Below are 12281 nucleotides of genomic sequence, written 5' to 3' on the forward strand. Positions count from 1 at the left end.
GCCACAGCCGCGGCCATGGCCGGGCGGGAGACGGCGCGCGGGGGCGGCTCAGGCCGCCTTCGGGCTGATCTGCCGGGCGACCAGCACCACGGCGAGCGCCAGCACCGCGGGCACCAGGGCGCGCACGTCCCCGACGGCGGCGAGGCCCGCGGCGCCGGCCCAGCCGATCGAGGCGAAGGCCTCGGCGAAGGTGGCGGCGCGCGAGGAGGTCTGGCGGCGGCGGAACTGGCTGCGCCTGGCCTGCGCGCGGAAGAAGAGCTGGATCGCCGTCGCCGAGCCGGCGGCGGCCAGGATGCCGAGGGCGGTGACCGCGGCGGCGCCGGCGGAGAGGCAGGCGAGCGCCGCCACCAGCGGCGCCAGCGCCAGCGCCACGGCGATCAGCACCGCCTCGGTCTTGGCGCGCAGCACGGCGCGGGCCGGCACCGGCGCGGTCGCCACCAGGTCCGGCGCATCCTCGCCCGACACGGCGAGCCAGGCGAGCCCACCGGCGAGCTGGCCGGCCGCCATGACCAGGACCGGCGCGACCATGACGGCGGCGCCGGTCTGCGCCCCGAAATTGTGCCAGAGCAGCAGAGCCGGCGGAACGAGGTAGAGGATCTGCATCAGCGTCTGCGACACCAGCCAGGGGTCGCGCGCCAGCAGCGTCCATTCCTTGCGCCGCAGCGCCCGGGCGGGCGCCGCCGGCCGCATCCTCCCGGCCCGGCCCCGCCGCTGCGCGCCCTGCGCCACGCCCGCGGCATCGACGGCATAGCGGGCGAAGCGGCCGGAGGCGGCCGCGACCGCCGCGAGCAGCAGCGCCAGCGCCCCCGCCAGCACCACGGCCAGCGTCGCGGCCTCGCCCATGGCGGCCCGGGCCGGCCACCAGAGCGGGCTGTCCAGCCCCGGCGCATGGCGCAGCATCCAGTCGGAGCGCAGGCCCTCGAAGCGCGACAGGCTGCCGAAGCTGAAGATCGACACCGCCTGCACGCCGATGACGAAGGCCGCGCCCACCACCGCCGCGACGATCTGGGCGAGGAGGCGCGTCCGGCGCGGCCCGACGGCGGCGAACAGCGCCGTGGTCGCGGCCACGGCGATGCCGGTGGCGGCGAGCGCCATGGCGACGAGCACGCCGTAGGCGGCGAGCCAGCGCACGCCGCCGAGGACGGCGAGCACGTTGACGAAGGGGCCGACCAGCAGCATCGCCATGGCCGCGGTGCCGAGGGCGACGGCGCCGATCCGCACGGCGAACACGGCGCGGGCCGGTGCCGGCGAGGACAGGATCAGGTCGAGGTCGGCACGGGCGTAGAAGGCGCGCGTCACCGATTCCATCGCCTGGGACAGCATCAGCGTCCAGGACAGGAAGGCGCCGCCGGCGACCGCCACCAGCGTCGGCTTGTCCGGCGGGAACGCCGCCCCGGCATAGGGGCCGGCGATGCTCCAGGCGAGGGCGTGCAGGAACAGGCCGAGCGCCAGCACCGCCACCAGCACCGTGCGCGCCCGGTGGCGCCGTCCCGCCGTCAGCATGCCGTGGAAGTCGCGCCAGGCGAAGCGCAGCTCGTGGCGGGCGAACCAGAGCGGCGAGGCCACCGCGGCGGGACCGGTCGCGCCGCCGGTCATGCTGCAGCCTCCCGGGCGGCGACCAGGTCGAGGAAGACGTCCTCCAGGCTGGCGGCGCCGAGGCCGGCCATGCCGCGCAGCTCGTCGAGCGTGCCCTCGGCGATGAGGCGGCCATGGGCGATGACGCCGATGCGCTCGGCCATGCGCTCGGCCACCTCGAGGATATGGGTGGTCATGATCACCGTGCCGCCGGCGCGCACCCGCTGCAGCAGCACGTCCTTGACCTGGCGGGCCGAGGCGGCGTCGAGCCCGGTCAGCGGCTCGTCGAGGATGATCAGGCGCGGCTCGTGCACCAGCGCGCCGGCCAGCGCCACCTTCTGGCGCATGCCCTTGGAGAAGCCCTCGCAGCGGCTGCGGGCGTGCGGGGCGAGCCCCAGCCAGCCGAGCAGCGCCTCGGCCCGGGCCTCAGCCGCCGCCGCCTCGACGCCCCAGAGCCCGGCCACGAACTCCAGATATTCCAGCGGGGTCAGCTTGTCGTAGATCATCGGCTCGTCCGACACCCAGGCGGTGATCCGCTTGGCCCCGACCGGGTCGGCCAGGGCGTCGATGCCGAAGATCGAGATCGTGCCAGCATCCGGGCGCAGCAGGCCGGCGACCATGCGCAGCGTCGTGGTCTTGCCGGCGCCGTTAGGGCCGAGCAGGGCGTAGAACTCCCCGGCCCGCACGCTGAGGTCGAGCCCGTCGACCGCCGGGCGGTCGAAGCGCTTGGAAAGATGCTGGATCTGGAGGGCGAACACGCGCGGGCCCCTGCCTTGCGCGGGCCGTGGCGGACCCGCGTCGGCGACCATGCACCGCCGGAGTTGAGAGGAGGTGAATCGCCGTGCCGGCAGCCCCCTCTCCGGAACGAAAACGGGGACCGGACCGCTGCCGGCCCGATCCCTCATGATGTCAGCGATATCGCCGCCCGGCGGGGCAGGCGTAGCGCTCGGTCACCATGCCCCTCGGGGCCCGGCCCTCGCTTCGCGCGTCCCGCCGCCCGGCCTCACTCGACCGGGGTGTCGGACGCGGCGGACGCGGCCGGCACCCAGATGCGGTACTGCGGCAGGTACACGCGATCACCGCCCTCGCTCGTCCGCATGGCCTGCTGGCGCATCGGCACCGCGTCCCGGACCGCCGGCGCGCTGTCATAGGGCTGGCTACGCTGGATCGCATAGAAGCCCGCCGGATTGGCGTGGGCGAAGGCGGTCGACACCGAAGCGGCGAGGCCGACGACGGCCACCGCGGTCATGATCAAGGTTTTCATCATTCATTCTCCGAAGATTTCAGGCATCCCCAATCCATTCCGGATATGGGTGGCGAAAATCGGATAGAAAGAGATCGTTCTCTTTAAATCCTTGGATCTCTCATACTTGTGATCGAGCGTTCGGTCAGTCTTCAAGTTTTCGTACTTTGCTTAAAAATTCTTCAGAACATCACGAGGTCTTGAACGAGACGGCATGCGCGATCACGCAGCAACCTCGCGGGGGTGGTGGCGGAGGGGATTGGGGCAGGGGTCAGGCAGCGCCGGCCGGCCTCGATCGCCGCCGATCATGTCCCCTGGCGCACGGCAGCGCGAACCCGAAGCACGCCACCGTTTCCCCGACGGTTCGCGCCGGGGCCAGGGCCTTGCGCGGACAGCACAAATCCGGGACGGGAAGCGCGACCCATCCGGCCGCCGGCACGATCGAGCTCCGGTTCGCGCCGACGCCGCCATTTTGGCCGCGAAAAGAATGCGATAGCCTCACGGCCGTCGCCTCTCACGCGGAGGCGTGGATCGAAACTCGACGATCATGAACGAGCGCTTCCCGGCCGACCGTCGCCTCTCACGCGGAGGCGTGGATCGAAACATGGCCGGCCGGCAGGATCACGAATGGCAGGTGAGTCGCCTCTCACGCGGAGGCGTGGATCGAAACTCCAGCACGCCGAATGCGCTATCGCGTTCCGGGGCGTCGCCTCTCACGCGGAGGCGTGGATCGAAACTTCGTGCAGCCCACCGCGTCGGCGATGGCCTCGTGTCGCCTCCCGTGCGGAGGCGTGGATCGAAACCCGCTCCGCCTCCGCGAGGCGGCCAGAGAGGTCAGGTCGCCTCCCGTGCGGAGGCGTGGATTGAAACGCGGCGTCGATCACCACGCGAGTCTTGAGCCCGAGTCGCCTCCCGTGCGGAGGCGTGGATTGAAACTCGACCTCTGGCATGACGACGAGCACGGCGTCGGGTCGCCTCCCGTGCGGAGGCGTGGATCGAAACTTCCTGGCATAGCGGCGAAGGCTGGCGATGAACTTGTCGCTTCCCACGCGGAGGCGTGGATCGAAACCAGATCAGCGTCTTGCCCTGGTCGCGATCCAGCTGGCCGCCTCTCACACGGAGGCACGGCTCGCCGAGCCGCACCCATCGGTCCGAAGGGGCCGGCCACAGACCGGCCGGCCCTGGCAATGTCATCCGCCGCCGCGGGCGGAGCGCTTTGGCCACCGCTGCCCCTCGGGGCCCGGTCCTCGCTCCGCGCGCCCCGGCGCCTCGGCCTTACTCGGCGTTGTACCTGTACGTCGAGGCCGGCACCCAGATGCGGTACTGCGGCAGGTAGAAGCGCTCGCCGTTGAAGCGCGGCTCAACCACCGCGCGCTCCACCACCGGCGCCCGTTCCACGATCGGACCCGGCGCGCCGTCATAGGGCAGGCCGTGCTGGATGGCATAGACGTCCGGCGGGTTGCCGCCAGCGAACGCGCTGGAAGCCGAAACGACGAGGCCGGCGGCAGCCACCGCGGCCATGATCAAGGTTTTCATGATCGATTCTCCCGGGATTGAGAGCGAATCCCCCAGTCGTCCACGAGATATGGACCAGAACCCCGATGCCGCAAGGGCGACTCCGACGTGAATTCGAAGACCTCTCGCTCTTGTGAGCGATCGTGATCGGCGCGTTGTTTAGATATTGCTTAGTTTTGTTGCTGATTTGATTCTATTGCCCACATCGATTCTGGGAAATCATCGGCGCGAATGCTGAGTCGAGACGGTTGACGCCTGACGATACGGCAGCTGCTTCGCCCCCGAGATTTCATCACGCGCCTGCTGGGCGCGGATCGGGACGGTCCGGCCCGGAGCCGCGATCGCTTCGGCGCCGGGCCCGAGCTGCACCGATCCCGGCTCGCCCCGCCCCGACCGTGCCCGGACGCGCCGCAGCGCGAACCCGAAGCACGCCATCGTTTCCCCGACGGTTCGCGCTCGAGCCAAGGCCTTGCACGAACAGCACAAATCCGCGACGGAAGACGCGGGCCACCCGGCCGGCGGCGCGATCGAGCCTGGGTTCGCGCCAAAGCCGCCATTTTGACCGCGGAAAGAATGCGATAGCCTGATGGCGGTCGCCTCCCACGCGGAGGCGTGGATCGAAACATGGTGAGCTTGATGCTCATATCGACCTCCGAGTGTCGCCTCCCACGCGGAGGCGTGGATCGAAACCATAAAGGCGTGCGATAAAAAGGATCGCCAGGCACGTCGCCTCCCACGCGGAGGCGTGGATCGAAACCGCTTGATATCTGGTGGCTCGTATCCATACGCCACGTCGCCTCCCACGCGGAGGCGTGGATCGAAACCCGACCTCCTGGCGATCGATGAACATGCCGAGGTGGTCGCCTCCCACGCGGAGGCGTGGATCGAAACACGCGGCAGGTCTGCATCGGCGCCGACCTGGGCTCGTCGCCTCCCACGCGGAGGCGTGGATCGAAACGGCGGTCGACATAACGATGTGGAGCACGTCGTACTGTCGCCTCCCACGCGGAGGCGTGGATCGAAACATGCCGCCAAGTTCCTTGTGCCAGGCGGCCGGGGTCGCCTCCCACGCGGAGGCGTGGATCGAAACTTCGCTGCCCTCTACGGAGCGAAGACGCCGCCCGACGTCGCCTCCCACGCGGAGGCGTGGATCGAAACGGTTGTCACGGATCCTCCCTATGCGCTTGTCTCGTCGCCTCCCACGCGGAGGCGTGGATCGAAACACGATCGAGGTCATCAAAGCCAAGAACGAAGCTGAAGTCGCCTCCCACGCGGAGGCGTGGATCGAAACAAGGAAGATGGCGGCCCATCGATCGCCGAGCGCATGTCGCCTCCCACGCGGAGGCGTGGATCGAAACGCTAGGCTGGGTTGCATGACGTGGTGGCAACGACGTCGCCTCCCACGCGGAGGCGTGGATCGAAACTCCTTATCGGACGCCCCGGGACCGTATTTACCGACGGTCGCCTCCCACGCGGAGGCGTGGATCGAAACTTGGCCCGGTCGGCCTCGTCGCCGCGACCGCCGTGTCGCCTCCCACGCGGAGGCGTGGATCGAAACGACATCGCCGCGTGTCGATCGTGCTCCTTGACGTGTCGCCTCCCACGCGGAGGCGTGGATCGAAACGGCGTCGGCGCCGCGGCGCTGGCGAGCGCCTGGCGTCGCCTCCCACGCGGAGGCGTGGATCGAAACCTGGGCGAGCACGGAGGTTGGGTCCATCCCGCCGGTCGCCTCCCACGCGGAGGCGTGGATCGAAACCTGCCACCACTTCGAGGCTCGCCATCCTGCTCCGGTCGCCTCCCACGCGGAGGCGTGGATCGAAACATGGCGAAGCGGCCGTCGTAGCCGGCCACCGCTCGGGTCGCCTCCCACGCGGAGGCGTGGATCGAAACGTGGACGCTACTGCTTTGCCCGTCGGGCTGATGACGCCGCCTCCCACGCAGGGGCGCGGACCCAACCGGCCAGTTTGCGCGGCCCCGGCCGTCTATCGAAGCATCGAGCGAGAACAAGTTTGCCCGTCCTGCCATCGCGACCGTAGATTGCATCGCGATCACAGGGCCGCCCAACCATGCACTACGCGCATTCGACCGACTCGCCGGACTTCGCGGACTGGCAGCCGCTCGCCGAGCACCTCGCCAATGTCGCGCACCGGGCGGCCGGCTTCGCCCAGGGGTTCGGCGCCGGCAAGGCCGCGGCCCTGGCCGGCCGGCTGCACGACCTCGGCAAGTACAACCCGGCGTTCCAGGCCTACATCAAGGGCGTCGGTCCCGGAGTCGGCCATGCCGATGCCGGCGCCCGGCAGGTGCTGGCGCTCGATGCCGGCCCGGCGGACAGGCTCGTCGCTGAGCTGCTGGCCTATGCGATCGCCGGCCATCATGGCGGCCTGCCCGACAGGCAAGGCCCGGGCGGCCTCGGCGACCGGCTGAAGGCGCAGCCGGCGGCGCTCGACCCGGCCTGGCGCACCGAGCTGGCGCTCGATGGCGCCGGGCTGCTGCCGCAAGGCTTCAATTTCCGATCGACCCCGGCCGAGCGCAGCGCCCAGCTCGCCTTCCTCGGCCGGATGATCTTCTCCTGCCTGGTCGACGCGGATTTCCTCGACACGGAAGCCTTTTACGCCGCTCGCGACGGCCGCACCGTCGACCGGACCTGGCCGGCCCTGGCCGATCGCGTCGCGGACCTCGTCGCCCGCTTCGACGCTCACATGGCGGGGAGGCGGGCCACGGCCGCCGACACGCCCCTCAACCGCCTGCGCGCCGAGATCCTCGCCCATGCCCGCGGCAAGGCTGCGCTTGCGCCGGGGGTGTTCACCCTCGACGTGCCGACCGGCGGCGGCAAGACGCTGACGTCGCTCGCCTTCGCCCTGGAACACGCCCGGCGCTGGGGAATGGAACGCATCGTCTACGCCCTGCCCTTCACGGCGATCATCGACCAGACCGCCTCGATCTTCCAGGCGGTGCTCGGCCCGGACATCGTGCTCGAGCACCATTCGGCGATCGAGGAGCGGGCGGCCGGCAGCGACGAGCAGCGGCAGATCCGGGACGGAGCCTCCGACGCCAGGCTCCGCCTCGCCATGGAGAACTGGGCCGCGCCGGTCGTGGTCACCACCAATGTCCAGCTGTTCGAGAGCCTTCACGCCAACCGCGCCTCGCGCTGCCGCAAGCTGCACAATCTGGCCAAGGCGGTGATCGTCCTCGACGAGGCCCAGACCATTCCGCTGCCGGTGCTGCGTCCCTGCGTCGCGGCGCTGGACGAGCTCGCCCGCAACTATGGCAGCAGCATCGTCCTCTGCACGGCGACGCAGCCGGCCCTGGCGGCGCCGCGCTTTCGCGGCGGCTTCGCGCCCGGCCCGGGGCGCGAGCTGGCGCCCGATCCGGCCGGGCTCCACGCGGCGCTCCGCCGGGTGACGCTGCGCCTCGCCGGCGAGCTGACGGACGAAGCCCTCCTCGATGAGATCGCCGGAACGAAGCGGGCGCTGGTCGTCGTCAACAGCCGCCGGCACGCCCTGGCGCTGTTTCGCGCCGGCCAGGCCGCCGGGCTCGATGGCCTGGTGCATCTTTCCACCCGCCAGACCGCGTCGGACCGCCGCCACATCCTCGCCGACGTGCGGCAGCGCCTCGCCGAGGAGCGGCCGTGCCTCCTGATCGCAACCAGCCTGGTCGAGGCCGGCGTCGACCTGGATTTTCCGCGCGTCTGGCGCGCCGAGGCCGGGCTCGACCAGATCGCCCAGGCGGCGGGACGCTGCAACCGCGAGGGACGCCGGCCGGTCGAGGCCAGCATCGTCACCGTCTTCCGTCCGGCGCAGGCCCAGCCGCCGTCCGAGCTGAAGGCATTTGCGGCGGCGGCCGGGCGCGTGGCGGCGCGCCACGGAAACGACCTGCTCTCGCCCCAGGCCCTGCACGCCTATTTCACCGAGGTCTATTGGCAGCAGGGCGAAGGCCTGGACCGGCACGGGGTCGGCGGCGCCTTCGTCGTCGGCCTCGACGGCACGGACTTTCCCTACCGCATGGTGGCGGAGAAGTTCCGCCTGATCGAGAGCGGCCAGGAGCCGGTGATCGTCGCCGCCGAGGCGCAGGCGCGGGAGGTGCTGGATGCGCTGCGCCACGGCATGCCCGCCGCCTTGGCCGCGCGCCGGCTGCAGGGGCATGTCGTGCAGGTACGGCCGCGCGACCGCGACGCGCTCATCGCCAACCGCCATGTCGTCTTCGTCGAAGGCTTCGCGGACCAGTTCGCCGAGCTGCGGACGGCCAGCCTCTATACGCCGGAGGTCGGATTGCAATGGGAGCGCGCCGACGAACTCGGCTGGGACGGAATCGTGTGACGAGCCGGCTCATCCTCGCCACGCCGCCGAGTTGCTAGCGACATCCGCCCCTTGCGGGGGGTCAAATTTCCGTTCGCCGGCGCACTTCGTCCGCGGAAGCGACCGGCCGTCGGCGAAAGCGCGCCGTCCCGGCTTGCGGGGATGCCGCACGAGGATCGGCCTGTGGGCAACCACGGCAGGTTGAAGAATCCCTCTTCCATATCGCAGGCAGCCGTGTATTACGTAGCGTAACTTCATCCGCACGCGTCATCCATGTCCTACGGCATTCGTCTGCACGTCTCCGGCAAATATGCCCTGTTCACGCGCCCCGAGATGAAGGTCGAGCGCGTCTCCTACGACGTGATGACGCCGTCGGCGGCGCGCGGCATCCTCGAAGCCATCCATTGGAAGCCGGCTATCCAATGGGTCGTCGAGGAGATCCGTGTCCTCAGGCCGATCCGGTTCCAGTCGATCCGGCGCAACGAGGTCGGGGCCAAGGCGCCGGAGCGCGCCGTCCGCGCCGCGATGCGCAGCGGCGAGATCGGCGGCCTGACACTGCGCATCGAGGAGCAGCGCCAGCAGCGCGCATCGACCGTGCTCAGCGACGTCGCCTATGTCATCGGCGCGCGCTTCGCCCTGACGGCCAGGGCCGGGCCGGACGACAACGAGGGCAAGCATCTCGACACCTTCAACCGCCGGGCTCGCAAGGGGCAATGCTTCCATCAGCCCTGCCTCGGCACGCGCGAATTCCCGGCCGCCTTCCGCCTGGTCGAGCCGGGCGAGCCGCTGCCGGCCGCGATCGAGGAGAGCCGCGATCTCGGCTTCATGCTCTACGACATCGACCATGGCGGCGACCGAGGCTCGCTGTTCTTCCGCGCCCAGTTGGAGGCCGGCGTGGTGCGGGTGCCGCCGCCGGGCTCGCCGGAGATCCGCCGGTGAGCGCCCTCGCCGCCCTGGTTCGCGCCTATGACCGCATGGCCGCGCGCCACGAGGTGCCGGCCTTCGGCTATTCCCAGGAGAAGATCGGCTTCCTCATCCCGCTGAACGAGGACGGAACGCCCGCCGGGTTGCCGATCGACCTGCGCCGGGGCGAAGGACGCAAGCGGGCGGCACCGCTGATGCCGGTGCCGCAGCCCACCAAGCGCACCTCCGGCATCGCGCCAAACCTCCTCTGGGACAAGACGGCCTATGTGCTCGGCGTCACCGCCGGCGAGGGCCGGCGCACCGCCCAGGAGCACGAGGCCTTCCGGGAGCGCCATCGCCAATGGCTCGCGGGCTCGAACGACCCGGGCCTGCAGGCGCTGCTGGGCTTCCTCGATGGATGGGCGCCGCAACGCTTCGCCGAGCTCGGCTGGCCCGAGGAGATGAAGGACCAGAACGTCGTCTTCGCGCTCGAAGGCGAGCGGCTCGACGGCGTCATGATCCATGACCGCCAGGCGGCGCGCGACCTCTGGGCGCGGCTCTCCGCCGCCGACGGACGCGGCGAGGCCGCCTGCCTCGTCACCGGCGAGCGCGGGCCGGTGGCCCGGCTCCATCCCGCCGTCAAGGGCGTGTGGGGCGCGCAATCCTCCGGCGCCTCGATCGTCTCCTTCAATCTCGACGCCTTCACCTCCTACGGCCACGAGCAGGGCGACAATGCTCCCGTCTCGGAGGCGGCCGCCTTCGCCTATGCCTCCGCCCTCAACCGCTTCCTGGAACGGGACAGCGGCCACCGCATCCAGATCGGCGATGCCTCGACCGTGTTCTGGGCGGATGCCTCAGCCGCCCTGGCCGGGCAGGCGGAGAAGCTGTTTGCCGCCTTCTTCGTGGACGAGCGCCAGGCGGACACGGCGGAGGAGCGCAAGGTCGAAGCCTGGCTCGCCGGGCTGCGGGAGGGGCGCCCGGTCGAGGACCTGCGGCCCGACCTGCCGCCGGGCGTGCGCTTCTTCGTCCTCGGCCTCGCCCCCAATGCGGCCAGGCTCTCGATCCGCTTCTATCTGGAGGACGAGTTCGGCGTGATTGCCGAGCGCTATCTCCGGCATCTCGCCCGCATGCGCATCGAGCCGCCGCCGCGGCAGGAGGGGCCGTCGATGTGGCGGCTGCTGATCGAGACCGCCGTGCTGCGCAAGAGCGAGAACATCCAGCCCAACCTCGCCGGCGCATGGATGCGGTCCATCCTGACCGACACGCCCTACCCGCGGACGCTGCTCTCGGCGCTGATCATGCGCCTGCGCGCCGACCACGACGTCAACGCCCTGCGCGTCGCCATCCTGAAATCCGTGCTGATCCAGAACTACGCAATGGAGGTGCCCGTGTCGCTGGACCCCGCCTTCAAGGACCCGGGCTATCTGCTCGGGCGCCTGTTCGCCGTCTACGAGCAGGTGCAGACCGCGGCGCTCGGCCGCGAGGTCAACGCCACGATCAAGGACAAGTTCTACGGCGCCGCCGCCGCGCAGCCGCGCAAGGTCTTTCCCCTGCTCGAGCGGGGGTCGGCGCCGCATCTGTCCAAGATCGGCAAGCAGAACAAGGGCCGGAAGGTCAACCTGGAGATATTGCTCGGCGAGATCATGGAGACGATGTCGCCCGGCGAGGATCCCTTCCCCGCCAGCCTGCCCGAGAGGAGCCAGGCGCTGTTCGCGCTCGGCTACTACCACCAGCGCAACGATTTCTTCCGCAAGCCCGACAAGACGTCTCCGGAGGCCGCGCCCCAATGACAGCCCTCGCCAACCGCTACGACATCGTCTTCCTCTTCGACGTCGTCAACGGCAATCCCAACGGCGACCCCGACGCCGGCAACCTGCCGCGCATGGATCCCGAGACCAGCCACGGCCTCGTCAGCGACGTGTCGCTCAAGCGCAAGATCCGCAACTACACCGAGCTCGCCCGCGGCGGCGAGCCTGGCTACCGCATCTACGTGCAGGAGGGCGCGATCCTCAACGAGCGGCACCGCGAGGCCTACAAGGCGGTCCGCGGCGATACCGACAAGGTCACCAGGGATGCTAAGCTGAACCCGCAGAACGACGCCGAGTCGCGCGCCGTCACGCGCTTCATGTGCGAGAATTTCTACGACGTCCGCAGCTTCGGCGCGGTGATGAGCACCGGCATCAATGCCGGCCAGGTGCGCGGCCCGGTGCAGGTCACCTTCGCCACCTCCGTCGAGCCGATCCTGCCGCTGGAGATCTCCATCACCCGCATGGCGGCGACCAGCGAGAAGGAGAAGGCCGACCGGGACAAGGGGAGCGAAGGCGACGAGCGCACGGAGAACCGCACCATGGGCCGCAAGCACATCGTGCCCTACGGCCTCTACCGGGCCCATATCTTCGTCAACGCCAAGCTGGCGGAAAGGACCGGCTTCAGCCAGGCGGACCTCGACCATCTCTTCGCCGGCCTGTCGGCGATGTTCGAGCACGACCGCTCGGCCGCGCGCGGCGAGATGGCCTCGCGGCGCATCGTCGCCTTCAAGCACGCCTCGGCGCTCGGCAATGCGCCGGCCCAGGCTCTGTTCGACCGCGTCAAGGTGCGCCGCCGGATCGGCGACGAGCTCTACGATCCCGGCAGCGCCCGCCTCGACAACTTGCCGCCGGCCCGGCGCTTCGCCGACTACGCCGTCACGGTCGACCGCGACGGCCTGCCGGACGGGGTCGAGGTGATCGAGCCGTCCTGACCGGTGGGCG

8 protein-coding genes and 2 CRISPR repeat arrays are annotated in these 12281 nt (G+C 70.4%); of the genes, 4 read left to right on the forward strand and 4 right to left on the reverse strand.

Annotation, left to right across the window (positions count from 1 at the left end; all coding sequences use genetic code 11):
* Positions 1-48: 48 nt before the first annotated feature.
* From QO011_RS01380 to QO011_RS01395, 4 genes are all read right to left on the reverse strand, one after another.
* Positions 49-1596: a permease gene (locus tag QO011_RS01380; protein WP_307266673.1), complete on the reverse strand. Its 1548-nt coding sequence runs from the start codon at positions 1594-1596 to the stop codon at positions 49-51.
* Positions 1593-2384: an ABC transporter ATP-binding protein gene (locus QO011_RS01385; protein ID WP_307266676.1), complete on the reverse strand. Its 792-nt coding sequence runs from the start codon at positions 2382-2384 to the stop codon at positions 1593-1595. Before QO011_RS01385 ends, QO011_RS01380 begins: the two co-directional genes overlap by 4 nt.
* A 194-nt stretch (positions 2385-2578) precedes the next feature.
* Entirely contained in the window at positions 2579-2839 is a 261-nt protein-coding gene (locus tag QO011_RS01390) for a hypothetical protein (RefSeq protein ID WP_307266678.1), read from the reverse strand.
* 485 nt (positions 2840-3324) lie between these two features.
* Positions 3325-3888: a CRISPR direct-repeat array (repeat unit 32 nt).
* A gap of 205 nt (positions 3889-4093) precedes the next feature.
* On the reverse strand, positions 4094-4354 hold the full coding sequence (locus tag QO011_RS01395) for a hypothetical protein (protein ID WP_307266681.1): 261 nt from the start codon (positions 4352-4354) through the stop codon (positions 4094-4096).
* Between the two features lie 571 nt (positions 4355-4925).
* Positions 4926-6223: direct repeats of the CRISPR family, unit length 32 nt; unit sequence GTCGCCTCCCACGCGGAGGCGTGGATCGAAAC.
* 176 nt (positions 6224-6399) lie between these two features.
* On the opposite strand from QO011_RS01395, the gene QO011_RS01400 reads away from it, so the two are divergent.
* From QO011_RS01400 to cas7c, 4 genes are all read left to right on the forward strand, one after another.
* Entirely contained in the window at positions 6400-8649 is a 2250-nt protein-coding gene (locus QO011_RS01400) for a CRISPR-associated endonuclease Cas3'' (protein WP_307266685.1), read from the forward strand.
* A 252-nt stretch (positions 8650-8901) separates the two neighbouring features.
* Positions 8902-9567, forward strand: coding sequence for a type I-C CRISPR-associated protein Cas5c (gene cas5c, locus QO011_RS01405; RefSeq protein ID WP_307266688.1), 666 nt, complete (start codon positions 8902-8904; stop codon positions 9565-9567).
* Positions 9564-11321 (forward strand): type I-C CRISPR-associated protein Cas8c/Csd1, encoded by a 1758-nt coding sequence (gene cas8c / locus QO011_RS01410; protein ID WP_307266690.1) that lies wholly within the window; start codon positions 9564-9566, stop codon positions 11319-11321. The genes cas5c and cas8c overlap by 4 nt, the downstream gene beginning before the upstream one ends.
* Positions 11318-12271, forward strand: coding sequence for a type I-C CRISPR-associated protein Cas7/Csd2 (gene cas7c / locus QO011_RS01415; protein ID WP_307266692.1), 954 nt, complete (start codon positions 11318-11320; stop codon positions 12269-12271). The genes cas8c and cas7c overlap by 4 nt, the downstream gene beginning before the upstream one ends.
* The last annotated feature ends 10 nt before the right edge of the window (positions 12272-12281 follow it).

This window comes from Labrys wisconsinensis, from assembly GCF_030814995.1.
Lineage (GTDB): Bacteria > Pseudomonadota > Alphaproteobacteria > Rhizobiales > Labraceae > Labrys > Labrys wisconsinensis.

Excerpts from the sequence above, each read along its gene's own strand:
- QO011_RS01380 (WP_307266673.1), bottom strand. The coding sequence starts at position 1,596 with ATGACCGGCGGCGCGACCGGTCCCGCCGCGGTGGCCTCGCCGCTCTGG.
- QO011_RS01385 (WP_307266676.1), bottom strand. The coding sequence starts at position 2,384 with ATGGTCGCCGACGCGGGTCCGCCACGGCCCGCGCAAGGCAGGGGCCCG.
- QO011_RS01390 (WP_307266678.1), bottom strand. The coding sequence starts at position 2,839 with ATGAAAACCTTGATCATGACCGCGGTGGCCGTCGTCGGCCTCGCCGCT.
- QO011_RS01395 (WP_307266681.1), bottom strand. The coding sequence starts at position 4,354 with ATGAAAACCTTGATCATGGCCGCGGTGGCTGCCGCCGGCCTCGTCGTT.
- QO011_RS01400 (WP_307266685.1), top strand. The coding sequence starts at position 6,400 with ATGCACTACGCGCATTCGACCGACTCGCCGGACTTCGCGGACTGGCAG.
- cas5c (WP_307266688.1), top strand. The coding sequence starts at position 8,902 with ATGTCCTACGGCATTCGTCTGCACGTCTCCGGCAAATATGCCCTGTTC.
- cas7c (WP_307266692.1), top strand. The coding sequence starts at position 11,318 with ATGACAGCCCTCGCCAACCGCTACGACATCGTCTTCCTCTTCGACGTC.